This window comes from Butyrivibrio sp. VCB2006 (genome assembly GCF_000420945.1).
In the GTDB taxonomy this organism is placed as follows: domain Bacteria; phylum Bacillota; class Clostridia; order Lachnospirales; family Lachnospiraceae; genus Butyrivibrio.
The window spans coordinates 22,017-48,990 of sequence record NZ_ATVX01000007.1 but is presented as its reverse complement, the minus strand read 5'-3'; the positions used below and the strand labels follow the sequence as shown (position 1 = coordinate 48,990).

The following is a 26,974-nucleotide window of genomic DNA, read 5'->3' as shown; positions in this document are numbered from 1 at the left end:
CCTAATTCAACAAAGAGGTGATCAGATATAATGATGGGGAAAGTAACTATTAGTCATAGTATGGGGGAGGATTCTACCAATGTTTCCAATATTTTCATTGACGAATACATGCAGGATGCAAACGATGCGCAGCTCAAAGTATACTTATTTTTACTGCGTATGATGGCATCGAATTTACCAACAAGTGTCCCAGACCTTGCTGATAAATTCAACCACACTGAGAAAGACGTTATACGTGCTCTCAAGTACTGGGAGAAAAAGGGTCTCATCAGTCTTGTTTATGATGCAGATCAGAACCTTACCAGTATTCATATGGAAGAGATCGTAGCGCACAAGAGCTTTGGCCGCAGAAAGGAAGACAGTGTTATTCATGCCCTTCCTCCTGTACAGAAGGCTCAGGTTAGCGATATTTCCGAAGCGGTTCATGAGAAGCCACACTACACTGCAGCACAGCTACGCAATTTCAAGGAGAATTCCGGAAGCGGAATCATGTATGTTGCTGAGCAGTACTATGGCAGACCGCTTAATCCTTCAGAGATGTCTACTATTTACTATATACATGATGAACTTAAGTTTAGTGATGAACTTTTGGACTATCTGATGCAGTACTGCGTCGATAATCATAAATCTGATTTCAGATACATGGAAAAGGTTGCCATTAGCTGGAATCAGGAAGGTATCAAAACGCCAAGACAGGCTCGCGCGGAAAGCTACAAGCACGATGGGGACATTATTTCAGTAATGAAGGCCCTGGGTATGGAAAATGCACCAACTATAACGGAGGGGTCCGTTATCAGTTCGTGGCGTGGGGAGCTAGAGTTTTCGATGGATATCATTATGGAAGCCTGCGAACGTACTGTCATGGCTACGCAGAAGAATCGCCTTAAGTATTGCGACAGCATTCTTCGTTCCTGGCATAAAAGTAAGGTGTCAACAAGGGAGGATATTGCCAGGTTAGACGACGCGCATACCGCTGACCTTCGTAAAAAGAAGGCTAAGGCTTCCGTTTCATCCATCGATGTTAAAGCCCGCTTAGACGAATCATATATTCGTCCTAACGGTTCCCAGAACCGCTTTAACCAGTTCCAGCAGAATACATATAATTTTGCTGAGCTTGAGTCAAAGCTTCTGGACAACTGATATAGCAGCCCTGTACTTTGTGCTGGCGGCGGTTTATTCCTTCCCCAGAACACGTACAGGGCTATATGTATGCATTTCTGAATTAAAAAGCAGGAAAAACTTGCGAAGGAGTTTATAACATCATGGCATTAACAAACGCTCAATACGACGCAATAATGCATGAATACGAAGAAAGGCGCTCTCTCCACAGGCAGGAGCTTGAGGACAGGCAGCGCTATGTATATGATAACGTTCCGGGCTACAAGGATCTTGAAGACGCCATAGCCACCACCAGTGTTAATTTCGGTAAAAGACTTCTCTCCGGCGAGCGTCTGGACAGATCAGCTCTCAGGAACGAAATCGCAGAACTCTCCAAACAGAAACTCACTCTTTTAACAGAGGCTGGGTTTTCTTCCGATTATCTTGATATGGGCTATACTTGCCAGGATTGTAAAGACACCGGCTATATAGGCAATGAAAAATGTCACTGCTTCAAACAAAAAATTATTGAAGCTCTCTATGATAAATCCAATCTTAAAGCATTAACTAAAACCGCTAATTTCAGGCTTCTTTCCGAAAAGTACTATCAGGGCGAAGATCTTAAGAGATTCCAGGGTGCTGTTCGCAACAGTGAAGATTTTGTTAAGAATTTCGACTCTGACTACCAAAATTTATTTATTTATGGTACAGTTGGTACTGGCAAAACGTTCCTATCAATTTGTGTTGCCAACGAACTGCTTAAGAAAGGGCATTCAGTCATATATTTCAGTTCCCTGGGGCTGTTTACCATGCTCGGTGAATATGCCTTCGACTACAAGGCCAAGCAGGAGCTTCATGATATTTATGAAGATCTTTACAACTGCGAACTTCTGCTGATCGATGACCTTGGCACGGAACGACCTACTAGTTTTGTGTTATCTGAGTTGTTTTCTCTTCTCAACGAGAGAGATCTGAGGAAGAAATCAACCATCATAACCACAAACCTTTCTCTTGAAGACTTACAGGCTATTTACTCTGACCGTATTTCATCCAGAATTATCAGCAATTACAAATTATTCAAGTTATCCGGTCAGGATATTCGTAAATTAAAGAAAATTGCAAAAAAAGAAAGCGAGGATTTGCAGTAATGCCAAAGAGAGAAGAGAAACGTAATCTGGAGACTATCCCGGTTGGTTCCCTTGGAATCATACCACTTAAGGGTGTTAAGCCTCTTGCCGAGAAGGTTGATTACTATCTCGTAAAATGGAGAGCTGAGAGGGAGAACGAGCACAAAGGAAGCCTTGCATTTACAGGCTATGAGCGTCCATCATACATTTTGGATGCTGAGGTTCCAAGATTCGGAACCGGTGAAGCTAAGGGTGTTATCAGAACTTCCGTACGTGGAGATGACCTCTATCTTCTTGTTGATGTTTGTAACTATTCACAGACCTATTCTCTTTTTGGTCAGGAGAATCACATGTCTCCTGATGATCATTACCAGGATCTCAAAAGAATAATCGCTGCTGTTGGTGGTAAGGCAAGACGAATCACAGTTATCATGCCTTTCCTCTATGAGTCTAGACAGCACAAGAGAAGCTCCAGAGAATCTCTTGACTGTGCTATTGCTCTTCAGGAGCTGGTTAACATGGGTGTTGATAATATCATTACTTTCGACGCTCACGATCCACGAGTTCAGAATGCTATTCCTCTTAACGGATTTGAAACAGTCCGCACTACATATCAGTTTATTAAAGCCCTTCTTCGCAATGTATGGGATCTTCAGATCGATTCAGATCACATGATGGTTATCTCCCCTGACGAAGGCGGAATGGGCCGCGCTATCTATCTTGCCAGCGTACTTGGTCTCGATGTAGGTATGTTCTACAAGAGACGTGACTATACAACAGTTGTTGACGGACGTAACCCTATCGTTTCTCACGAGTTCCTTGGAACAAGTGTTGAGGGCAAGTCAGTTATTATCGTTGATGATATGATCTCATCAGGAGAATCTCTTCTTGATGTTGCCAAGGCTCTTAAGGAGCGTAAGGCTGCAAGAATCTATGCATTCTCAACCTTCGGTCTTTTCACAAGCGGACTTGAAGAGTTTGATGAAGCTTACAAGAACGGTATCATCGACAGAGTTCTTACAACGAACCTTGTTTATCAGACACCTGAGCTGTTATCCCGTGAGTGGTACATCAGCTGCGATATGAGTAAGTACATTGCTTACCTTATCGATACTCTTAACCACGACGCTTCTATCAGCGATCTTCTTAATCCTGTTGAGCGTATCAACAGCATTATCGAACGTTACAACAGTGGAGAGCTCCGCGCAAGTCTCGAAGCTGAGAAAAAAATCTGAGAATAATAACATAGACCTATCCCGTTTAGAATGGGATAGGTCTTTTTATTAACCAAAAACTGCTCTGCCAGTATATCTGACAGAGCAGCTCGTTCTTCATTTTTAATTCAATCAGTCACCGTAAGACATGAATGTAAGTGAATCAAGGATTCCTGCCAGGTAATCACATACTTCCATATCAAGCTCATCATTGCCTGTAAGATGTCCGATTACTTCAAAGCAAAGGTATCCGCCCATGTACTCTATGATGATTGCTTCCTCATAGAGACCTGATCCGCCTTCACCTGCAGGGCAAGATGCTCTGTAAGCAGTAACGTCATCAGCACCAGGGAAAGGAGTCTCCATAGTTGTGGCATTCTCGCCATACTCTTTTGCAATGGCATCTCTCTTCTCTTTTGCAGTCATATCTACATCGTAAGTAACCATGATCATGTTTGTTCCAACACCTTCACCGTTATATACGATTGCTACCTTGTTGGCGTCCTCTGTAATATCGAAACGCTTAGGATCGTACTTGATGCTCCAGCCGTTAGCGTTCTCATAAATATAATCACCTGTGCTCATGTAGTTAACAGCATTGAATGTATCAGGATCAACATCAGGGACAGGCTCAAATACAAGCTCAATCTTCATGTCGTCATCAAAATGTCCGTAAATAACTCCGTCTTCAACGGATGTTACTACAAATACATCTTCGATAGCATCTACACTTCCGAATGAGAAGTGAACTGATCCTTCGTCCTGAACACAGTCAAATGGTACTCCGGCACCATTCTCGCTATCCTCTGTATGTCCCCAACCCTCATCATTGAATACATAGAAGTAATTCTTAGTAGGGTTCTCTGCTTCCTTAGCGTAATTTACATATACACCCTTCTTAAAGATAGGTGCTCCCTCTTCATCCTCAGAGTCAGCTGATGGAGCCATGGCAACAGGCTCTTCTGTGATCAGTTCGCTGTTTAAAGACTCTTCGATGACTGCTTCATCTAATGCACTTCCATCCTCTGAAGAAGCGCTTCCGCATCCAACAAGTGACATTGCAGCAAGTGATGCCGCTAATGTGATTGTTAATACCTTGCTAACAAACTGCTTTCTCATAATTTTATCTCCCTCTCATAAGAAAATGTGTTAATGTCCTGTGCATTAACTTGTTTTATCGCTTTGACAATTGTTTATACGAACTTTCAATTATCGTGGCAATAAAATTATGTAATTTTTTTTCACTACCTCACCCCTCATATGAAATAATGCTGCACTGATGATTATGTTACTCCTATTTATGCACCAATCAAATTAACTAAATCTAAACAATTCTAAAAAATCTATATCCTATTATTTCTTTTTAACGCTATAATAGGGGGGAGCGAGGATTATAAATGAATAAAATAGATATAAAAGCTGTAATTTTCGATTTGGACGGAACACTTACAGATACAGAAAAATACTACCAGATAGCATGGCCCAAGGCTCTTGAGCACTTTGGATACAAGTGTGAACCATGGATGCCCCTGGAACTAAGGTCTCTCGGCAGGCCTTTCGCTCCTCTTCAGTTTAAAGAATGGTTCGGGGAAGACTTCGACTATAATGAAGTTCGCGAATACCGCAAGGCGATAGTTGCAGATATGTTAAAAGAGACCGGGATTCCACTTAAGCCCGGTGCCAAGGAAATCCTTGAATGGCTTAGAGAACACGGGATTCTTACAGCTCTTGCCACAGCCAATGACTATGAGCGCACCAAGGGGTACCTTACTAAGCTTGGCCTGTTTGAGCATTTCGATAAGATTATATGTGCAGATATGGTAAAAGAGGGAAAGCCCTCCCCAGACATTTACTCTTATGCCTGTGAAAAGCTCTCCCTTTCTCCTGATCAAACCTTTGCCGTAGAAGATTCACCAAACGGCGTTACCAGCGCATATCTGGCAGGCTGCAACGTTATCATGGTTCCTGACCTGACACAGCCCGATGCGGAGCTTAACCAAAAACTATATGCCTGTGTAGATTCACTTATGGAAATACAAAATTTGTTTTAACAAAAAGCTGTCGTTCTGCATACTTACGCAAAACGACAGCTTTTCTATGTTTTTATAGTTCGTAGAACTCTGCATTTATATACTTGGTATCATCCTCAAATGCGGATGGCTCAGCATTTGACGCATATTCCCCTGCACTGCTTCCAAAAAGGCTTCCGAATAAGGATTTGATGCTGTCGCCGCCAATGAACGCCACATCCTTGGAAACTGAACTCACAGCACTCTTCTGTTCCGGCGAGCAGCTTACCTTGGCGCAGTCTCTGATCTTAAGGCGCTGTCTGATAAGTTCTGACGGAACATCCTTATCAATCTTAAGAAGCGCGCAGTCTCTTACAAGAATCCCCTGCGGAGCCGCTTCCAGGGCTGCTCTGTCAAGACTTGCCATGGCCATATCTTCCATTACAATCCCCTTACTAACTGTAAGCTTGTCATACTTGGCACCAATCTCAGACAGTCTCTGAACACAATCTTCCTCAGTTGTTATCTCGCCTTCAACTATGAGCGAGCTGAGCTTATCAAGTGCTCCTCTATTGGCTGCAGATATATGCGCATTCCCAATGATATAAAGGTTACTTCCGTTTGCGGCCACATAAGCTTCATCAATCTCGTTCTGGTCAGCAACTATCACATTGCAGTTGTCCGGAATCTCAACAATGGCTGCCTCAATATTAAAGAGTGGAAGTCCTTTTTCAAGGTGGCTCTTTCTAATATAGATCTTTTCAGTATTGAATCTGACATTCTTTTCCACCAGCTTGTCAAAATCGGTTTCCAAATCCCCATCATAAATAAATGAAGCTGCGAAATATCCTGTGTTTTCCGGTGCTCTTAAAGGGAAGTATTTATCCAGCTTGTAGCGGTTGTCCATAAGCGTATAATCATCCGGATATGACTTAGTCATGCCGTTTATAGTCAGCCCTGGGAACGGTAAAAGAGCTGCAATGCTCTTAGGGCATAGTATCAGTCCGTTAACACTGATTCTGCTGAACTTCTTTATAGCCTCTTCTGCTCCGGGTGCTACCTTAAGCATTCCGTTTATGGTAAGAGATGTTCCTTCTGCAACATCAGTTTGGGGTGTGATATCGTAGATTCCATTGATATTCAGATTCTTATTTCCGGGATCCTCTGCAAAGTCCTTGCTTCTGACTTCTTCTGCCTTTATATTAAACGGAAGTCTGTTCAGGATTTCCTTACTTCTGTCATCAACAATGAGTTCTTCAGTATATATCTTAATCTGACTAAACTCCCTGTAGTTGTCTTCGTTAATTTTCCTTGCATCACACTTCTCGCAGTTAATTCTCAGTTTCATCTTGTCCCCTTGTTAAAAAATATTAAAATCCTAAATTATCATTAACAAGGATCACATGTATCCTGTCTTTGTGCCTTGAAAACCTTGTAATAAGGAACTGACAACAGATGGTATCAGGGGATTTGCAGTCCATACATGCCCCAGTCTTGGAACACGGTGTACTAAGGCCAAACCTTTGTGCATTGATCGGAGCAGCCACATTTCTTGCTCTCTTCATTGCGCCATCGATGTCGTCGCATACTTTATTCATACCAACTACGAATAAAACATGCTTAGGACCCTGAGCTATCATTGATACACGGTTGGAATTTCCATCGATATTAACGATCACTCCATCATCAGTCATGGCATTAGCACTGGCTAAGAAGAAGTCTGCATCGTAACCAGCCAGCATCGCAGCTCTTTTCTCTTCTGGAGTATTAGCTGTATCTCTATCGATAAAGTTGTAATTGCCATTTTTTACAGCTTCTACAAGTCCGATTTCATGAGCGCTCATAGCACCACCCATAGTCACGCTGCTGCCTTCCGGAATAATCTCGAGGGCCTTCTTAAGCGCTTCTTCTTTAGTTGCAGCATAGTAGCCAGTCATGTTTCTTGATTCAAGGCCTTTTATTACCTTCTGTGCCAATAACTCATTTCTCTTAACAATATTCTCATTCATAGTCACAATCTCCTATTATGTCTGATCAGATTCCCCTAAAGCTCATAACAAATGTCAGCTTCTCATCGTTTGGAAGCAGGAACTCAGGATGTGTCTTGGCACCCCAGGTGTCGTCTCCTGCAATACCCATCTGCATGCAGCTGCAGCGAACGATTGTCTTGGTAACTCTTGGAAGCTCATATGGATGATCTGCTGCCTCAAGTTCGTCAGGGAGATATGGAATAGCGCTGAAGTTCATGGTGTCAGGAGCTTCGAACAACAGTCCTCTTCCCCTGTTATCAACAACCTTAGCCCATCTTACGCCGGTCCTGTTTCCTGTTTCCTCGGGAAGAAGGTAGCTCTCCATTGCATCCTTAGTTGTTGTATTAAAGATGCCAAGCTTAGCGCCTCTGTTTCTGTCCACATAGTTCTCCATAGGGCCATTTCCATAGTACTGGACTTTATCGTATTCAGGGCTGAATCTAAAGAGCATTCCAAACTCAGGCATTGGTGTAAGGCCCTTAACAGGCTCGTATTCCTCTTTGATCCAGACTCTTCCGTCTCCCGTAACTGTATATGTTACAAGAACTGAAGATGCAGGAGTGGTTGGAAGATAGAACTTGCAAACAACGCTTACGCTGTTATCTTCCTCTATTACCTTAGGATACTCACGTCTCTCTTCGTAGCTTCCGTTTGCATAGCCGTTTGATTCCTCAAAAATAGGTGAGGTTGAAGCATAGGAGCTTGCAATCTTCCACTGTGCATATCTTCCAGCCATGTTGTTACCCCTGTCATTTTCTACAGGAGCTCTCCAGAAGTTTGGTCTTGGAAGTCCAAGGCCATAGAGCATCTCTTTGCCGCCGTAGTTATAGGAAGTGATGTTGCCCTTTTCTCTTGAGAACATTACGCTGAAGTGATTACCCTTGATTCCGATATTGTAATCACCCTTTACCACCTTGAGAGGGCCACAGCTAACTACTGTTGATGCAGCAATTCTGAATACGCCCTGTCCGAAGGCAACCTCATGTCCGCGCTCTGCCCAGGTTGTGTCCTCACGAAGTCTGAAGGATACTGTTACAGCATACTCATCAAGTGGGAATGGTCCGTTCTCGTCATAGCCCTCTGATCCCATTACTGACATTCTTGCTGTAATCGCCTCAGGAAGCTCGTACTCTTTTTCTGAAAGAGGCTCAACATCTGTAGCCATACGCTTCTCTAAAAGCTTCTTGCCATCTCTTTCAAGAATAACAACGCAGTCATATTCACTGGTGTTTGTAAATAATGAGGTATTCACAACCCTCACTTTATCTCTATCAACATATGCCTTGATGTTCTGGTAGTTAAACTTAACATCCTGCATCTTGGCATAAGGCTCACGCTCTGAATTAACAATACCATTTCCGCTAAAGCTGTAGTCGCAAGGTCTCTCGCCATGGTCTCCGCCGTAAGCCTGATAATCTTCTCCAAAGCAGTTCTTGGTTCTGATGGTCTGATCTACATAGTCCCAGATAAATCCGCCCTGATATCTTGGCTCTCTGTCAGCAAGGTCAGTGTATTTGAACATACCACCGCAGCTGTTAGCCATTGCGTGTGTGTACTCACAGCAGATAAATGGCTTGTCAGGATGTTCAGCCAGGAACTTCTCAATATCCTTGACCGGTGGATACATCTGGCTTTCCATATCGCTGGTATCATTGTAGGTTCTGTCGTGGCAGATTCCCTCATAGTGAACAAGTCTGTCCGGATCAAGCTTTCTAAAGAGCTGTGACATCTCATAAGGAACCTTTCCCCCGTGAGACTCATTACCAATTGACCAGATCAGAACTGAAGGGTGGTTTTTATCAAGCTGATAGGTTGAATTGATTCTATCAAGCATCATAGCCATGCAGTTATCACGGCTTCCGGGAATCGCAAATGGGATTGCAGGCTCATTTCCAAGGTGAGACCAGCTTCCGTGTGACTCCAGGTTATTCTCTGCGATCATGTACAGACCATAAATATCACAGAGCTCATAAATAGCAGCAGAGTTCTGGTAATGACTTGTTCTGATGGCATTGATGTTATTGCGCTTCATAGTGATGATATCCTTGAGGGTATCCTCATAGGAAACAACACGTCCGCTGTCGCAGGAGAACTCGTGACGGTTAACGCCCTTGAACACGATTCTCTTACCATTTATCAGCATGAGGCCGTCTTTCATCTCAAAGCGTCTAAATCCAACGTTCTGACTTACAACCTCAAGCTCGTTCTCTTCTTTATCGGTAATCTTTATAACAAGCTGATATAACTGTGGATCCTCAGCGCTCCAAAGCATCGGAGAAACTATTTTCTCTTTTACCAAATTAAGTGAATCGCCGGTAAGCTCTACAGTTCCCTTTACAACAGGGTGATTATTTCTAAAGAGTGTGTAGCTTACATTTCCCTCGCCCTGCGTTTTGAATGTAACTTCAAGTTCTGCTTCTGAAAAATCATCATTCAATATAGTCCTGATCTTAACATCCTCTAAGTGAGTCTCAGGAATCAGCTGTAAATAAACATTTCTGTATATTCCGGAGAATCTAAAGAAGTCCTGATCCTCCATCCAGCTTGAAGCTGTCCATTTGAACACCTGAACAGCCAACTTATTTGTTCCCTCTTTAAGAAAAGGAGTAAGGTCAAACTCTGAAGGTGTAAAAGTATCCTCGCTGTAGCCAACGTACTTACCATTAAGCCACAGAGCATATCCACTCTCAACGCCGTCAAATACTACATGAACCTGCTGTCCGTTCCAGTTTGCAGGCAGATTGAAATATTTAACATAGCTTCCAACAGGATTGAACTCCTCAGGAACCTGGCCAAGCTCTATTTTCTCATGACCATCCCATGGATACTGAACATTTATATAGGCGGGGATATCATAGCCTTCCATCTGCATATGAGCAGGAACGTGAATGTCATCCCAGAAATTGCAGTCATAATCCTCTTTTTCAAAGCCCGGTACAACCGCTCTGTAATTCTTGGCATAGTGGAATTTCCACAGTCCATTTAAAGAGATGCGAAGAGAAGTATCTCCCTCGGCAAGCTCATCCTGTGTTGCAAAGCTCACAAAATCTCCGTGAGCAGGGAGCACGTTGTCTTTAAAAATCTCAGGATTTGAAATATAAGAATAGTCAAATTTCTCCATTTAGTTTTCCTCCATGATATAGGTTATAAAGTGATTACCATGTTCCTCAAATAACTTCTCTGAGTCATTCATTCCATATTTATAAACGCTTCCGGTAGTTGGATTCATAAGCACTGTATTAAGATCGTTAAAGCCTATGATAAGCATTGCCGTACCGTCGTTGAGCATTGCCATAACCGGAATGTCCTGATTGGTGTAGTAAAGCATAGATGACATTGGACAACCATCCAGATCCAGTATCCTTGACTGTGGAAGCGAAGATTCCAAAATCTGATAAACGCTGTCTCCACCCGCAAGAAGTGATTCTACGTTCCTGTTTACGCCTTCATAAGAAAGTATCAGGTCAAGACATACTGCTATCGGATCTTTACTTGTCATATCCGAATAGATCTCAGCATTTCGCGTAATTGACATGTTCTGATTAGATCTTAGAAGGTTACCCTTGATCCATACAAACTTATTATTGTCTGAGACCACAGTTCCCGGCGCATTATAAGCGATTTTTACCGCTTCCGCAGGTTCGCTGTAGATACCTTCCATGCCCATCAGTCCGTATACGTAGTAGAATGGTTTCTCTTTGGTGTCACGTTTTGACTCAATACTTACGTTTCTGTCGCCTTCAAAAAGAGTCTGCGCAGGCGTCATTACCCTAATCTGCTTGGTCTTTATCTCACTCTTTGCGGAAATCTGAACAATCTTTTCAAATACATCTACAGATACTACGGAAATCACATTGCTTCCGGATTCAGTCTTGAGGGTACTCATGATCTGATCGTCATAGGTGCTTACATACTTGCCGGATTCTTCATCCTTGATCACTCTTGTCATCCTGATCTGGTTGTCACTTATAGATACTCCGGTGACATAAATACCCTCTGGATGATAATTCTCAAGTATATTTCCGTCTCCGTCCTGGATCTTGAGATTATATATAGCATAAACCGGATTACCCATCTGATCATTCAAGACATCCGATTCATGAACAAGGCCATATACCATATCCTCGCCCATAAATCCAAGTACCATTATGTAATCGCCCTCATCTGCCGCAATCTCAGAAATAGTCTTGGTTCCGAGATTCATCATGTTGAGGCTCTTAAGGTCACTGCTCTGCCATGCTATGGTGCTCATGGACTCAGAAATCTTGTACTCACCGGATCCGATATCATCTACTACAGATGAGTAGGTTCTGTCATTTAGATCAATAGCATAAATATTCTGATCAAGCATCACGTAAAAAACATCGCTGTTATTGACGTAAGCTATGGTATCCACATACTCCATCAAAATCTGCGGATCTGTCTGGCTCTTTATGAATACCTGCTCCTCAACAGCATTGATCGTGGCGTTGTAATCATAAACCGAAATACCAACCTGGCCTTCATGAGAGCCCCTGTTCATGTATCCTGCTACAGCAAATTTAACATTGCCGGCCTCATCAACCTTCAGAATCTTGATCCTGTTCTGGTCCCATCTGGTCCTTATATCATTATTGTTATCATCATAGAATCCAAACAGATACGCCAGCTTATTCTCAGAATTATTGAGCATGTAAAGTCTGTTCTCGGAAACAAAGGCAAAAGCGCTTCCACTGCTGCTTTCCACAAGCTGAAGCTCAGGATCCGAGATACTAAGGCCAATAACATTCTTGGTTATAGAAAAAGACTTAACATCAAAGATGTAATTCATTGTCCTCTCAAAGTTGAGAAGGTATATTCTGTCACTGGTATATCTAAGTCTATAGGCCTCGCACACGTTGTAGACCTTGTTAAGAGCTCCCTCCTTGATACTTACCTGATACTTTAGAAGGTAGCTTCCCGTCTGGCTGTGAATATCCGTTACATAAATCTCAGGATCTGTGTGATCTACAATCTGAAGTTCTCCCCAGGTAACCTGACTAAAGCTGCTATGAATGTTTACTTTGTTAAAAGAGGTATTGTCGCCCTCGGAGTTGGGTTCCAAATATCTTGAGTACTCGGAAGCAGCCTCTTTGTCAAAAGTAGCACTGTTAAAGCGCTTAACAAAATCAACTTCCTCGTCCAGGTGGTATCTGAACTCATCATTGGTCCAAACTATTCTGGAGTAGAATCTAGCCCTGCCGTTTTCAGTATCCATCAGCATTACAAGCATGTATTCAGATCCGGATGTAATAAGGTCTTTTAACTGAAATGAACCTGTGATGGTATCAGAAGTCTCTTTGTAATCCTGAAGAGTGGTATTCTCCACAAGACCTGAGCCATCAACGTTTCTCACTTCAAAGCTAAGATTGGATACTTTCCGTCCATACGTATTGATCTTATAAGATATATCTCTGCCACTTCCAATCGGGAAAACCGATCCTCTGATATGGCTGATATCCATTTCATCAAGGTACCCGTGCAGTGGATTGATTTCTTTGTAATCGCTGATAAACGTCACTGTTGGTAGTGTTGCCGCCGACATCTGAGCAGTCATGTCCGCTTTGTCTCCGGTTGAAACCTTGCTGATAATAAGAACCGCTATCACAAAGATCAATATGGCATATATTAATTTGATTATGGTTAGTTTGACTGATTTACCCTGCATAATTGACTTTCAATTTGAATAATAGTAAGATTTTGATTATACAATTTAGGCTGTTTGCAGTTTTCTCGAAAGGAGATAATATGAAACATCCAATCTTGTACCGCAAACGCTTCATTCCGGATGAATGTCTTGAGCTAAAGGACGATATCATTCTGGAATGCAACGAAAAACAAATTGTGACTAAATGGAATACAATCCATGACAGATGTGATCTCGCCAAGGGGTATTCCTGTTATTATCTTGATCGCGGTTATAAGATCAGCAAATTCCTTCGCTCTGATGGATCTCTTCTATGCTGGTACTGCGATATCATAACCTGCGAATATAATCCTGAACAAAATTCCCTGTTAGTTATAGATCTTCTTGCGGATGTAAAAATCTATCCAGACGGCCGAATGCGTGTTGTTGATCTGGATGAATTGTCAGAAGCCTTTGAAAAGAAGCTTATCGATGAAGACCTTCTTAAAAAGAGCCTGCTCTCACTGAACAAGCTCCTTAATGATTTGTACGAAGGTGGAATTCAAAAGCTTGCTGAGCCAATTGAAAACCTGGCCACGTCCGAAAACTAATAGAAAACATGACCACCAATAGTTATTCCGTTAAGTCCCGGAACCGGTGTCCTGAAATAAACACAGTTTCCTACATTTGAATATCCCTTCATAGCTTCGTCGGCAGCCTGGTAACAGGCTGCTGTTGCTTTTCCTTCAGCCAGTGCCAAGGCAAGCCTTCCACTGCTTGCGGGAGAAAACTGCTTATTCTGATAAATAACTCCTACAACCGTATCCGGATATACTGAACTGAGCACTCTGTTGATAACAACTGCTCCAACAGCTACCTTTCCTTCATAGGGCTCTGAACCTGCCTCGCAGTATATCAGATTAGCCAAAAGATATCTGTCTCCCTCGGCAAAGGTAACCTCTGAAATGTTTCTCCAGGCAGATTTAGCTGCCAATTTGGAAAGTCTCATTTCCTCTGCAAGCTTGGCTTCAAGCTTCTTGATATCCGCTTCCTGTTCTTTAATCTGATCCTCTAAGGCCTTGGCCTTTTCCTCTGCATCGGAAATATCATTAGCATACTGCTTGATACTTCCGGATGTCTGATTCACAAGTCCGGATACTCTGCTCTGTTCCGCCTGAGCCTTAACTTTGTATTCATCCAGCTGCTCTTTTTCCTCTTCCAAAGTAGCTTCCTTAGTCTCGATGTTCTTTCTGGTCTCTATGTACTTAAGAAACATCTTCCTGTCGTAGGCTGACAGCTGTTCGATATAATTGTTCTGATTAAGGAAATCCGCAAAGCTTGTGGCTCCCAGAATCATATCGAAAAACACAAAGTTCTGCTTCTCATATATAAACTGAACTCTTTTCTTCATGCTGGCATACTGCTGAACTTCTGTCTGTTTGGCTACCTCAAGCTCTGCCAATGTATTCTCGATTTCAGTTTCCTTATTGTCAATCTGCTCTTCCAAATCCTGAAGATTGTTGCTTACTTCTGTAAGCTGATTATTTAGCGTACTTAGCTGTCCCTGCAATGATGACTTTTCCTCGTTCATCTCTGCTAAGTTGTCCTTGGTGCTATCAAGCTCGTTTTGGGATTGTTTCTTTTTCTCTTTAGCCTCTTCAAGCTGTTTCTTGGTGGACTCCGTCGCTGTAACTCGCGCAGAGGGCATAGATACAACTGCCATCACAAAAACTGCCAGTATCGCTATTATTCTTTTATGCCAAACCCCGTTAGTCTTCATACTCTTCTCAAATAGTAATCTTTATATTTCTGCCGCTTGGCTGGTACTGATAATATCTGACTCCTGCCGCATCAAACATCTTTTTGGACGCTCTGGTGCTGGCTGAAGCGCTATACTTGTCGCTATCATATACTACTGTGCGAATACCGGCCTGAATGATGGCCTTGGCACACTCATTACAAGGGAAAAGAGATACATAAATCTTGGCACCAACCAGGCTTCCGCCTCTGTAGTTAAGTATCGCGTTAAGCTCACTATGGGTAACGAAAGGATACTTGGTTCCAAGCTCATCCTCGCCGTCTCTCTCCCATGGAAACTCCTCATCAGAGCATCCCTTAGGAAAGCCGTTATAACCCATGGAAAGTATGTTGTTGTCTTCGCTTACAATGCAGCTTCCAACCTGTGTGTTGGGATCCTTGGATCTCATAGCTGCAAGCTTGGCAACACCCATAAAATACTCATCCCAAGATATGTAGTCTTCTCTTTTCATACTTCCTCCCTTGTATATACCCCGTGATATACGGATTGCTCCATACTTCGTATTCTCGCAATCCTACACCACTACAAAAACAAAATGCGCATGTCTACGCTTCGCTTTCGACATGCTACATCAATTCGGAAATCGGCATACTCCTATCGTCGTATGCCTTTTTTCCTCATCGATGTTTTGTCTTCAAAGTTGCAAATATATACATGCAAGCATGTATATTTGCAACCTTGAATCCTTATTTTGTTCCGAAGATCCTATCTCCTGCGTCTCCAAGTCCCGGTACAATGTATCCATGCTCGTTGAGCTTCTCATCCAGTGATCCAACGTAGATATCAACGTCAGGATGAGCCTCCTGCATAGCCTTAAGTCCCTCTGGTGCTGCTATAATGCACATAAAATGAATATGCTTGCAGCCTCTGTCCTTGAGCATCTGAATTGCTGCTACTGAAGATCCACCTGTTGCAAGCATAGGATCTACAACAAAGATTTCTCTCTCTGTTACATCTGCCGGCATCTTGCAATAATACTCAACAGGTTTAAGTGTCTCAGGATCTCTGTAAAGACCAATATGTCCGATTCTGGCTGCAGGAATAAGTGAAAGCACACCATCAACCATTCCAAGACCTGCTCTTAAGATTGGAACAATGCAAAGCTTTCTTCCCTTAAGCTCTTTGACTGTTGTCTTGCAAATGGGAGTCTCAATCTCAACATCCTGAAGCTGAAGATCCCTTGTAGCCTCATAGCAGATCAAAGTTGCAATCTCACTGATTGTATCTCTAAAGTCCTTTGTTCCTGTGTCAATTCTTCTGATATAACCAATCTTGTGCTGAATCAATGGATGATCCATAATAACTACTTTTCCCATATGAGCCTCCTGAAAATAATCTTATATTTAAATTTTGATGTAATACATTCTTGTCGTTAGTACTAAATATGTCAGATCGTAACCTGCTTACTTTAAGCCTCAAGGTCCGCTATCTTGGCAATTCTTCTTGAGTGCTTCTCAAGATTGGAAAAAGGTGTGTCAAGGAAAGTGTCAACAATCTCGTTAGCAAGAACAGGGCCTACAAATCCGCCGCCCATTGCAAGAACGTTTGCATCGTTATGCTCTCTTGTAAGTCTTGCAGTGCTAACCTCTGAACAAAGCGCACATCTTACGCCCTTGATCTTGTTGGCTACAATTGAAATACCAATTCCTGTAGTGCAAACAACAATTCCCTTTTCGCACTCTCCGTTTGCTACTGCCTTAGCTGCTGCAGCTCCGAAATCCGGATAATCGCAGGAATTAAGATCATAGGTTCCAAAATCCCTGTACTCGATGTTTCTTTCTTCAAGGTGCTTTTTAACTGACTCCTTGAGTGCAAATCCGCCGTGATCACTTGCTAATGCTACCATTTTCATTACTCTCCTCTGCTTGGATATCAGATTTTAAGACGTTGCATTTTAAAACCCAATATCATATATATTATAATGTTTTTTCAAACAATCTTAAACTTTTTCAATCTGATGACCAGCTGCCTTAAGAAGTCTGTTCATAATGGCCTGGCCAATACCGCTGTCATCAAATGACTCAGAGAACATTACGTCCACATTCTCATCGTCAAACTCTCTGAGCACCTTAAAAAGCTCATGGGCAATGGTACTCTCATCCTGTCTGTTTCCAACGCTTTTTACAACATCTGCCTTGTACAAATCTTTGGTTGCATCTGTTGCTATTACTCCAACTCTTTTGCCATTTTCCATAGCTGCCAAGGAGTTTTCATTAATATATGAAACAACCTTATCCTGAGGTCCCTGAACTATCTTAAGGTCACCCTTAGGAGCATAGTGCTTGTACTTCATGCCAGGTGCCTTGGGTTTTTCAGTTGAAGAACTGTCAATAATGGTCTTGTCGATACTGATTTCTCCAAGAACCTCTTTTAACATATCTGCTGTAATGTAGCCTGGTCTCAGTATCATAGGTACAGGAGAAGTAAGGTCCACAATTGTTGACTCCAGGCCTATGCCCACCTGACCTCCATCAATTATCATCTCTATCTTGCTGGAAAGGTCCTCTACACAGTATCTGGCAACAGTTGGGCTTGGCCTTCCTGATGTATTTGCTGAAGGCGCAGCAATGTAGCCTCCGGACTGCCTAATAAGTTCAAGTGCTATCTGATTATTAGGCATTCTGATTGCTACTGTATCAAGGCCTCCTGTGGTTTCATAAGGAACCTTGTCATTCTTATTCATTATCATAGTAAGAGGTCCCGGCCAAAAGGCATCTGCCAGTTTCTTTGCGGCCTCCGGTACTTCTTTTACAATCTCAGAGAGGTCCTCCATGTTGGCAACATGCACGATAAGTGGGTTGTCTGAAGGTCTTCCCTTGGCTGCATATATCTTCTTGGATGAAAGAGGATTAAGTGCATCTCCTCCAAGGCCATAAACAGTCTCAGTAGGAAAAGCCACAAGGCCTCCCTCTCGTATTATCTGCCCTGCTCTCTTAAGGCCTTCAAGGGCCTCTTCATCCATATCACTTTCTTCTATTACTATTACTTCTGTTTCCAATTTTTTATCCTTCTATATAAGCTGCAATTACGTCCCAAACATCAGAGGTTTCCATGCCAAGAGACCACTCGGCAATACCTGCTATGTTCTGAGCCCTCATGGAATCGATTTTCTGGCCGATAGATGTGGCATCTTCCATCCATATCTGATTGAGAGTTCCGTCTGATGATGAAAACTCTCCATAGTTCTGTCCTGCTTCTGCATCCCAGGTCATATTTATGCTGTGATTTGCAATATAATCCTTGGCAGTCTGCATGGATACAGCCTCACTTGAAAGGGCTCCGTTTGATGTATGCCATATTCTGGTATAAAAAGGTACCGCGTTGATTACTTTTGATGGGTCAACCTTGGCGGTTGTATTGATAAGTCCGTTTTCTACATAGCTAAGAGAAGCTACTGATCCGGCCTCTGCAGATCCTGCATAATGCTCGTCATAGCCCATTATAATAACGTAGTCAGCAACAATTCCCTGCTCTTTGAGATCATAGTGATCATTGAAATGCATAGGCACATAGTCATCGATAGAGTACACGAGATTATTTGCCCTGCAGAATATGGATAATTCCCTTACAAATTCAATGTAATCCTGACCGGACTCACTTGCAATTGTCTCAAAGTCAAGGTTGATTCCGTCAACGCCAAGGTCAATCGCATAAGCCATGAGCTGGTCAATGGCATTTAGTCTGCTGCTGTAATGTGAGAGGAATTCAGATGTTGTAAAATCTCCGGTTCCTGTGAAGTTGTCTACAAGTGCCCATACTTCAAGGCCTTTATCATGAGCAGCCTTTACATAGGAACTTGAGCCAATGCTTACAATATCACCACCATCGGAATTAAGCTTAAACCATGTGGGTGAAATTACATTAAGGCTCTTGGCCCCGGATACAACACTTGAAAATGTATCGTTACCTGCAACTCCGCCGATATTGTGGAAGCCAAGGTTTATCTTATGGCCTCTGTTAAGAGTTGTGTATTCCTCTTCCACATAATCCTCAACAGGAATAGGGCTCTTGGTTGTAGTATCTGAAAGTCTCTTATTCTCCACATAACCAATATAGGAATCGGCAGTCTTAACCTTTGTCCAGTTCTCAAGTTCCTCAAGGATAACAACTGTGTCACCCTTTGCAAGGTCCTCTAAAATCTCGCTCTTAACGCCGCCCCTGAGACGAAGCTGAGTATTCTTATTAATGGTAGCAACCTGCTCATCCTCCCAGCTTGTTGTAAGCTGCATATGATTAGGCTCTGTGAAGCCTTCATAGGAGAAGTTGGTATATTTTTTTACATAATCCAGTGCTACATAGAGCTTATCGCCCTCTGTTCTGGCAATCACATAGCCAACATCCTCAGATTCGCCCTGAAGGTTATTCCAGCTAGTGGATCCAATCTCAGTGGTAATTATGCTTGTTGCTGTTGTGTAAAAAAGAGTATTGTCAGCCTCTCCGTAGTAGAATCTTCTATTAAGATACTTCTGAACTGAATCAAAATCCATATAGTAATGGCCATCAAGAAGTCTTGCTCTTTCTTCAATGCGCTCATTTCCAAGGATAATTGCCACATCTGTATCACCAGTGATATCAAAGTAACTTCCTAAATCAGCTCGTTCAGTACTATAGGAATAGTGCTGATAAACTATCTGTCCGGCGTAAATTGCGCCTATAACTAAAATAAGAGCGATTATAATAATCGCTGGAATCACTTTCTTTTTCATGCTCTAGCTCCTTTACAATCGCTCTATATTATAACAGACTATTAAGTTTACGTCATTATCAAAGTCCACGGGCATTTAGCTATCGTTAGATGTATATGTCAAGGCGGGGTCCTCTCGATTTACAAAGTGAAATCTCTTTACATTAGTAAAAAATGAATTGATAGTTTTTATGCACTTTTGGCTTCGTATATTGTGTCTTTTCCATACCCAAAAGGATTTCTTCATGTGATAAATTCTGGAGTAAAATGCAAAAAGACACGTTTTCTTTTGACGTTTATTAATATTTGAGGCGCCCATTGCCTAGTCCTTGGTTTTGGAGCATGTCGATTGCCCCAAATATGGTATAATAGTATTAGAAAAATACTATAAATTGTCTATGCAATTAACGTTGTTATTTGTGATTATAATTAAGAGAAACTTAAATCGAAAAATCTTAGTAAGACATTTCATACCTTAGTATGAAACAATGAAAAAAAGAATAATGACGATTATGTTTCTGAATTCTCGCCTCCTTTCCGGACTGTAATGTCCAGGCAGGCGCCTCACAAAATTTATAGTATCAGGAAATTCTTAAGATTTACCATCGAAATTTCTTAAGATTTTCTTAAGATTGAAAAAAGTTCATATTTTTGCCAAATATGACGATACATCTATTGACATAGAATACTGTTTAAATTAGTATCTATGTATTCCAAAGTCAGGAGGTAAGCATCATGAAAATTGAAAAAGTCAATGATCACCAGATTAGATGCACACTTACCAAAGATGACCTTGCGAAGCGCGACCTTAAGATTACAGAGCTTGCATATGGAACTGACAAAGCCAAAGAGCTTTTTCAGGACATGATGCAGCAAGCGAATTTACAATATGGTTTTGACGCAGAGGATACTCCTCTTATGATTGAGGCAATCCCAATCAATTCCGAATGTATTGTTCTTGTTATCACAAAAGTTGAGGATCCTGAGGAGTTAGATACAAGGTTTTCTAATTTCGCTCCATCTGTCCACGAAGAGGATGAGGAAGAAGAATACGATTACTACGATGAGGATGAAGATTATGAGGAGGATGAGGAAGAGGATGTTATGGGCCTTTTCAGAAGACTCCAGCACAGCAATCTGAGTGATTCGCTGGATTCGTCCATGAGCAGTCCATTCTCAGATTCCAAAAAGCTTAAGGAAAAAACTACTAATCCTCGCAAAAAGGGATTACCCGACAGAAAGGGTTCAAGAATCTTTTCTTTCGATTCCCTTCACGAGGTTACTAGATTCGCTGCAATAGTTAGCAGGAAATTCAATGGTATCAATACCCTGTACAAGAACGAAGCAAATGGTAAGTATTACCTGATTCTTCACCAGGGCGATCTGGAAGATAATGTATTTGCAAATATCTGCTCACTACTTACAGAGTATGGCAAGACTGAAGTAGGTTCTACTGCAGAAGAGCAGTATTTGGCTGAGCACTTCACAACACTTGTGAAAGATAACGCAGTTCAGGCATTATCTAAAATCTAATCACAAACTATAAGAGACAGTAGGCATTAGCCTCCTGTCTCTTTTTTATGTAACCCAGCAAAAAGGAGCCGGTTCATTTCTGAACCGACTCCTCTATTATTAGCTATTAGACTTAGAATCTTATGCTACTAGATCAGTCCTTACCATAGAGAGCAACGAGTTTCTCGAGGTAAGCTCTGTGCTCCTTAGCATGCTCTGCAGCAGCTGCGTTGAGCTTAGCAGCTCTCTCAGGATTCTTAAGCTTAAGTGAAAGGTATCTAACCTCACCATCAAGGAAGCTCTGGAAGTCTTCTGTAGCTGGCTTAGAATCAAGAGTGAACTTGTTCTCCGCCTGAGGATTGAATCTGAACATATCCCAGTATCCTGTAGCAACAGCCTTCTTCTCTTCGTCCATAACCTTGTTCATACCAGCCTTAAGTCCCTGGTTGATACATGGAGCATAAGCGATGATAAGTGAAGGTCCTGGATAAGCCTCAGCCTCTTTGATTGCATTGATAGTCTGCTGCATATTTGCACCCATAGCGATCTGTGCAACATATACGTAGCCATAGCTCATTGCGATAGAAGCAAGGTCTTTCTGCTTAATCTCTTTACCGCCTGCAGCGAACTGTGCAACAGCACCTGTAGGAGTAGCCTTTGAAGACTGTCCACCTGTATTTGAGTAAACCTCAGTGTTTACAACGAGAACGTTAACATCCTTACCGGAAGCAAGTACGTGATCGAGACCACCGAATCCGATATCGAATGCCCATCCGTCACCACCGAAGATCCACTGTGACTTCTTAGCTGCGAAGTCCTTATTCTTAAGAACATACTTAGCAGCATCTGAGCTGTCGCCCTCAAGAGCCTTAACAAGAGCATCTGTAGCAGCTGTGTTCTCAGAACCAACGTTGAATGTATCAAGCCACTTCTGTGCAGCGTCCTTAGCAGAACCGCCTGCAGCTACGATTTCTTCTACCTTCTCCTTGATAGCATCACGGAGTGCATTCTGAGCAAGTACCATACCCATACCAAACTCAGCGTTATCTTCGAACAGTGAGTTATCCCATGCAGGACCCTGGCCCTTAGCATTTACTGTGTATGGTGTTGAAGGTGAAGAGTTACCCCAAATTGATGTACATCCTGTAGCGTTAGCAACGTACATTCTGTCACCAAAGAGCTGAGTAACAAGCTTAACATAAGGAGTCTCACCGCAACCTGCGCAAGCGCCTGAGAACTCAAGGAGAGGCTGCTTGAACTGTGAGCCCTTAATTGAGCCTTCGCCAAACTTAGCAACAACATCTTCCTTAATAGGAAGTGTTACAGCATAATCGAAGTACTTCTGCTCGTCCTTGTTAGCTGCGATAGCACCCATCTTAAGTGTCTCGCCCTTATTGTTACCAGGACATACATTTGCGCAAGATCCGCAACCTGTACAGTCAAGAGCAGAAATAACAACTGAATACTTGTATCCGTCCATTCCAGCAAGAGGCTTTGTCTGAAGTCCCTCTGGAGCCTTAGCAATCTCATCATCTGTCATAGCGATTGTACGGATTGCAGCATGTGGACATACAAGTGAACAGAATCCACATCCGATACATGTTGTAGCATCCCATGCAGGAACGTTTACAGCAATACCACGCTTCTCGAATGCAGCTGATCCTGAAGGTGTAGCACCATCAACGTATGGAAGACAATCAGATACCTTAAGAGTATTACCTTCCTGAGCGTTAACCTTTGCCTGGATGTTGTTAACGAAATCAACAACGTCCTTACGGCTGCCCTCAGCCTTCTTGAAGTCAAGTCCTTCATCCTTGGCATCCTTCCAGCTCTCAGGAATCTCAACCTTGATAAGGTTCTTAGGATCTGCACCGGCATCGATAGCATCCCAGTTCTTCTTAACAACGTCTTCACCCTTACGGCCGTATGTCTTCTGAGCAGCATCCTTCATGAACTTGATAGCGTCTGCTTCAGGAATGATCTTTGTAATGTTGAAGAATGCAGACTGAAGAATTGTGTTAATTCTTGTAGGTCCCATACCAACTTCAACACCGATCTTAGAACCGTTCATGATATAGAAGTTAATCTTGTGATCATACATGAACTTCTTAACCTGTCCAGGAATCTCCTGTTCAAGCTGATCAACTGTCCATGGGCAGTTAAGGAGGAATGAACCACCGTCAACAAGCTCCTGAACCATGTTGAACTTACGGATATATGATGGATTGTGGCAAGCTACGAAGTCAGCCTTTTTGATGAGGTAAGTTGACTTAATAGGCTTCTTACCAAATCTAAGGTGAGACATTGTAACACCACCAGACTTCTTGGAGTCATAGTCAAAGTATGCCTGAGCATACATGTCTGTGTTATCACCAATGATCTTGATTGAGTTCTTGTTAGCACCAACAGTACCGTCAGCACCAAGACCCCAGAACTTACAGTTTGTTGTTCCCTCTGGAGTTGTAACAAGTGGAGCACCAGCATCAAGTGAAAGATTTGTTACATCATCCTCGATACCGATTGTGAACTCTTCCTTCTTGTCGTTCTCGAATACAGCAACGATCTGTGCAGGTGTTGTATCCTTAGAACCAAGACCATAACGGCCACAGAATACAGGAACTGACTCGAACTTAGTTCCCTTAAGAGCTGCGATAACATCAAGAGCAAGAGGCTCACGATATGATCCAGGCTCCTTTGTTCTATCAAGAACTTCGATTCTCTTAACTGATGCAGGAATAGCATCAACGAGAGCCTTAGCTGAGAATGGTCTGTAAAGACGAACCTTTACAACACCAACCTTCTTGCCCTGCTTCTCAAGGTAATCGATAGTCTCTTCGATTGTATCGTTTACAGAACCCATAGCTACGATAACTACCTCTGCGTTAGGATCGCCGTAGTAGTTGAAGAGCTTGTAATCTGTACCAATCTTAGCATTAACCTTGTCCATGTACTTCTGAACGATCTCAGGAAGCTCGTTGTAACCTGTGTTACAAGCTTCTCTTGTCTGGAAGAAGATATCTGGGTTCTGAGCTGAGCCCATCTGACAAGGGTGGTTAGGATTAAGAGCGCCAGCCTTGAAAGCATCGATTGCTTCATGGTTAACCATCTCATCAAGATCCTTGTAGTCCCAAACCTCGATCTTCTGAATTTCGTGTGATGTACGGAATCCATCGAAGAAGTTGATGAAAGGAATTCTTCCCTCAATAGCTGCGCAATATGCTACAGGAGTAAGGTCCATAACTTCCTGTACGCTGGAATCACAAAGCATAGCAGCACCTGTCTGACGGCAAGCGTATACGTCTGAGTGATCACCGAAAATGTTGAGCGCGTGAGAAGCTACGCAACGAGCTGATACGTTGAATACGCCAGGGAGTCTCTCACCTGCTACCTTGTAAATGTCAGGGATCATAAGAAGAAGTCCCTGTGAAGCTGTGTATGTAGATGTAAGAGCACCTACTACAAGTGATCCGTGTACAGCACCAGCTGCACCAGCCTCAGACTGCATTTCTGTAATCTGTACTGTACGGCCGAAAATATTCTTCTTTCCGGCTGTTGCCCATTCATCTACATGCTCTGGCATAACAGATGATGGTGTGATTGGGTACATAGCAGCAACTTCAGTAAACGCATAAGATGCATATGCGGCTGCTTCGTTACCGTCCATGGTTTTCATGTTTCTTGCCATTTTGATTCCTCCTACCTTAATTTTTGGATTATTTTGGCTTTTTATATTAAGTTGTGTAGAAACATAACAAAACGCGCAAAAACTCCGTTCACATTTTCTTCCTCCCGTGGAAAATAGATGTGACGGATATTTCACTCGTATTCTGCCGTATTCAATAGTATCATCAAAACTATACTGATGTCAACGTTTTCAAGGGTTTGACGGCAATTTGTGTAAACGCTTACATTTCCCGAATTCATCCCTATTGTCAGTTAATTTATACTAATTTAATCTTTTCATCTGATAAAAGTTTTCGTTTATAGTCTTGCGCAAAAAGTTTTGTTATATTATCATAATCATGTATCAAAGGTTGGCATGGCTAAGTCAATCGTTAATTTGTTACAATTTAAGGCATTTAAATGATGGAAGGAGACTATTATGGCATACGTTATTAGTGATGGTTGCATCAGCTGCGGTTCATGCGCTGCTCAGTGCCCTGTTTCAGCTATTTCTCAGGGAGACGCTCAGTACGTTATCGATGCTGATACATGTATCGATTGCGGTTCTTGCGCTGCTCAGTGCCCTGTATCAGCAATCTCTCAGGGCTAAGTCCAAGCGAAAAATAAACAAAAGCACGTTTAACAAGTTTACTTGTTTAAACGTGCTTTTTTTATTTTACATTTGGCGCAGCCAGATGAACGAGGAAATGCTCCGCATTTCCGAGTGCGCAGGGCTCAACTACTCCGCATTTCCGAGTGCGAAGGACTCATTTACTCACTCCTCCGAGTGCGAAGGACTTAACTTCTCGCTCCTCCGAGTGCTGCTGGACTCAATGCCCCTTCTCAAGGTTAGCGAATTTCGTATACTGCGGAAGCCAGAGTAGTTCTACTGTTCCGATTGGGCCATGTCTTTGCTTGGCAATAATAACTTCTGCGATGCCCTTTTTCTCAGTATCCTTATTGTAATAGTCATCTCTGTACAGGAACATAACCATATCTGCGTCCTGCTCGATGGCTCCTGATTCTCTTAAGTCCGAAAGCATTGGCCTGTGGTCAGGTCTCTGCTCAACTGCACGAGACAGCTGTGAAAGAGCTATAACAGGCACGTTAAGCTCTCTGGCAAGAGCCTTAAGAGATCTTGAAATCTCTGATATTTCCTGCTGTCTTGACTCAGATGCTCTTCCTGTTCCTCCACTCATAAGCTGCAAGTAGTCGATCATGATAACCTGAAGATCAAATTCCATCTTGTACTTACGGCACTTGGATCTAAGCTCCTGTATTGAAATACTTGGCGTATCATCAATGATAAGCTTGGAGGATCCTATAACATCTGCACTTTCGATCAGTTTCTCCCAGTCCATATCTGACATATTACCAGTTCTGATGTGCTGTGAATCAACGTGTGATTCCATGGAAAGGAGACGGTTTACAAACTGCTCCTTAGACATTTCCAGTGAGAACATGGCAACGCACTTATTATCATGAAAAGCCATATACTCAGCAATGTTCAGAACAAAGGCTGTCTTACCCATAGCAGGTCTGGCTGCGATAAGGATAAGGTCAGATGGCTGGAAACCAGCTGTATTAAAGTCAAGGTCTGTAAATCCTGTGGAATGACCTGTAACATTACCCTTCATCTTGCTGGCAATCTCAATTCTGTTGAGGGCATTCATAACTACCTGATCGATAGAAACGAAATCACCAGTGTTACGCTTCTGTGTTATCTGGAAGACCTTCTTTTCAGCGTCGTTAAGTACGCCTTCCATATCATCTGCGTCATTATAGCAGGCATTGATTGTCTCTTCACTTACATGAATAAGCTTTCTGAGAGTAGATTTATCAGCTACAATCTTGGCATAGTATTTAACATTAGCAGATGTAGGAACTGCATTGATCAGATCTCCGATAAATTCTACACTGCTGACATTAGGTGGAACATTCTTTTCACGAAGTCTGTTCTGAAGTGTGACAATATCAACCGCGCTGCCTTCTCTATTAAGTTCAACCATTGTTTCAAAGAGTGTTCCAAGCTGCCTGTTGTAGAAATCATCCGCAGTTACTATCTCGGCTGCTATCTCGATGGCATCCTTATCCATCAGCATAGCACCAACAACAGATTGTTCTGCCTCAAGGCTGTTCGGCGCAACCCTTTTTAACAGCGTTTCTTCTGCCAT

Annotated in this window: 20 protein-coding genes; 7 read left to right on the top strand and 13 right to left on the bottom strand. The window is 42.4% G+C overall.

Features of this window, described 5'->3' with window-relative positions; genetic code table 11:
• Nucleotides 1–30: 30 nt before the first annotated feature.
• From G613_RS0108595 to G613_RS0108585, 3 genes are all read left to right on the top strand, one after another.
• Nucleotides 31–1,140 carry a DnaD domain protein gene (locus G613_RS0108595; protein ID WP_081647827.1) on the top strand — a complete coding sequence of 370 codons (1,110 nt, stop codon included), beginning with the start codon at nucleotides 31–33 and terminating at the stop codon, nucleotides 1,138–1,140.
• Nucleotides 1,141–1,262: 122 nt separating this feature from the next.
• Nucleotides 1,263–2,246, top strand: a complete 984-nt coding sequence (locus G613_RS0108590; protein WP_029232274.1) for an ATP-binding protein — start codon at nucleotides 1,263–1,265, stop codon at nucleotides 2,244–2,246.
• Entirely contained in the window at nucleotides 2,246–3,460 is a 1,215-nt protein-coding gene (locus G613_RS0108585) for a ribose-phosphate pyrophosphokinase (RefSeq protein WP_029232273.1), read from the top strand. The genes G613_RS0108590 and G613_RS0108585 overlap by 1 nt, the downstream gene beginning before the upstream one ends.
• 111 nt (nucleotides 3,461–3,571) lie before the next feature.
• Here the strand turns inward: G613_RS0108585 and G613_RS0108580 are convergent, their stop codons facing one another.
• Nucleotides 3,572–4,558: a hypothetical protein gene (locus G613_RS0108580; RefSeq protein WP_029232272.1), complete on the bottom strand. Its 987-nt coding sequence runs from the start codon at nucleotides 4,556–4,558 to the stop codon at nucleotides 3,572–3,574.
• Between the two features lie 278 nt (nucleotides 4,559–4,836).
• Between G613_RS0108580 and G613_RS0108575 the strand changes: the two genes are divergently transcribed.
• Complete coding sequence (locus G613_RS0108575; protein WP_029674713.1) at nucleotides 4,837–5,490, top strand: HAD family hydrolase; 654 nt, start codon at nucleotides 4,837–4,839, stop codon at nucleotides 5,488–5,490.
• Nucleotides 5,491–5,542: 52 nt separating this feature from the next.
• Here the strand turns inward: G613_RS0108575 and G613_RS0108570 are convergent, their stop codons facing one another.
• From G613_RS0108570 to G613_RS0108555, 4 genes are read right to left on the bottom strand one after another with little or no spacing between them, the layout of a single operon-like run.
• On the bottom strand, nucleotides 5,543–6,796 hold the full coding sequence (locus G613_RS0108570; protein ID WP_029232270.1) for a hypothetical protein: 1,254 nt from the start codon (nucleotides 6,794–6,796) through the stop codon (nucleotides 5,543–5,545).
• A 22-nt stretch (nucleotides 6,797–6,818) separates the two neighbouring features.
• Nucleotides 6,819–7,457 carry a lactate utilization protein gene (locus G613_RS0108565; RefSeq protein ID WP_029232269.1) on the bottom strand — a complete coding sequence of 213 codons (639 nt, stop codon included), beginning with the start codon at nucleotides 7,455–7,457 and terminating at the stop codon, nucleotides 6,819–6,821.
• Between the two features lie 25 nt (nucleotides 7,458–7,482).
• Nucleotides 7,483–10,599, bottom strand: a complete 3,117-nt coding sequence (locus tag G613_RS0108560; RefSeq protein WP_029232268.1) for a glycoside hydrolase family 2 TIM barrel-domain containing protein — start codon at nucleotides 10,597–10,599, stop codon at nucleotides 7,483–7,485.
• The gene (locus G613_RS0108555; protein ID WP_029232267.1) at nucleotides 10,600–13,164 is read right to left on the bottom strand and encodes a hypothetical protein; all 2,565 of its coding nucleotides are present in this window, start codon (nucleotides 13,162–13,164) and stop codon (nucleotides 10,600–10,602) included.
• 80 nt (nucleotides 13,165–13,244) lie between these two features.
• Here G613_RS0108555 and G613_RS0108550 point away from each other — a divergent pair, with 80 nt between their 5' ends.
• Nucleotides 13,245–13,733, top strand: a complete 489-nt coding sequence (locus G613_RS0108550) for a DUF402 domain-containing protein (RefSeq protein ID WP_029232266.1) — start codon at nucleotides 13,245–13,247, stop codon at nucleotides 13,731–13,733.
• On the opposite strand, the gene G613_RS0108545 is transcribed toward G613_RS0108550, so the two are convergent.
• From G613_RS0108545 to G613_RS0108520, 6 genes are all read right to left on the bottom strand, one after another.
• The gene (locus G613_RS0108545; protein WP_029232265.1) at nucleotides 13,730–14,902 is read right to left on the bottom strand and encodes a cell wall hydrolase; all 1,173 of its coding nucleotides are present in this window, start codon (nucleotides 14,900–14,902) and stop codon (nucleotides 13,730–13,732) included. The two genes, G613_RS0108550 and G613_RS0108545, sit on opposite strands and share 4 nt — an antisense overlap.
• A gap of 7 nt (nucleotides 14,903–14,909) precedes the next feature.
• The gene (locus tag G613_RS0108540) at nucleotides 14,910–15,392 is read right to left on the bottom strand and encodes a deoxycytidylate deaminase (protein WP_029232264.1); all 483 of its coding nucleotides are present in this window, start codon (nucleotides 15,390–15,392) and stop codon (nucleotides 14,910–14,912) included.
• 235 nt (nucleotides 15,393–15,627) lie between these two features.
• Entirely contained in the window at nucleotides 15,628–16,257 is a 630-nt protein-coding gene (gene upp, locus G613_RS0108535; RefSeq protein WP_029232263.1) for a uracil phosphoribosyltransferase, read from the bottom strand.
• 92 nt (nucleotides 16,258–16,349) lie between these two features.
• Entirely contained in the window at nucleotides 16,350–16,787 is a 438-nt protein-coding gene (gene rpiB / locus G613_RS0108530) for a ribose 5-phosphate isomerase B (protein ID WP_029232262.1), read from the bottom strand.
• Nucleotides 16,788–16,880: 93 nt separating this feature from the next.
• On the bottom strand, nucleotides 16,881–17,939 hold the full coding sequence (locus tag G613_RS0108525) for an L-threonylcarbamoyladenylate synthase (RefSeq protein ID WP_029232261.1): 1,059 nt from the start codon (nucleotides 17,937–17,939) through the stop codon (nucleotides 16,881–16,883).
• A 4-nt stretch (nucleotides 17,940–17,943) separates the two neighbouring features.
• The gene (locus tag G613_RS0108520; RefSeq protein ID WP_029232260.1) at nucleotides 17,944–19,647 is read right to left on the bottom strand and encodes a glycosyl hydrolase family 18 protein; all 1,704 of its coding nucleotides are present in this window, start codon (nucleotides 19,645–19,647) and stop codon (nucleotides 17,944–17,946) included.
• Between the two features lie 713 nt (nucleotides 19,648–20,360).
• On the opposite strand from G613_RS0108520, the gene G613_RS0108515 reads away from it, so the two are divergent.
• Complete coding sequence (locus G613_RS0108515) at nucleotides 20,361–21,158, top strand: adaptor protein MecA (RefSeq protein ID WP_029232259.1); 798 nt, start codon at nucleotides 20,361–20,363, stop codon at nucleotides 21,156–21,158.
• Nucleotides 21,159–21,291: 133 nt separating this feature from the next.
• Here G613_RS0108515 and nifJ read toward each other — a convergent pair whose 3' ends face one another.
• Entirely contained in the window at nucleotides 21,292–24,822 is a 3,531-nt protein-coding gene (gene nifJ / locus G613_RS0108510; RefSeq protein ID WP_029232258.1) for a pyruvate:ferredoxin (flavodoxin) oxidoreductase, read from the bottom strand.
• Nucleotides 24,823–25,239: 417 nt separating this feature from the next.
• Between nifJ and G613_RS0108505 the strand changes: the two genes are divergently transcribed.
• A complete protein-coding gene (locus G613_RS0108505; RefSeq protein WP_026517500.1) occupies nucleotides 25,240–25,410 on the top strand; it encodes a DUF362 domain-containing protein in 171 nt (56 codons plus the stop codon).
• 220 nt (nucleotides 25,411–25,630) lie between these two features.
• Here the strand turns inward: G613_RS0108505 and dnaB are convergent, their stop codons facing one another.
• Nucleotides 25,631–26,974, bottom strand: a complete 1,344-nt coding sequence (dnaB, locus tag G613_RS0108500) for a replicative DNA helicase (protein WP_029232257.1) — start codon at nucleotides 26,972–26,974, stop codon at nucleotides 25,631–25,633.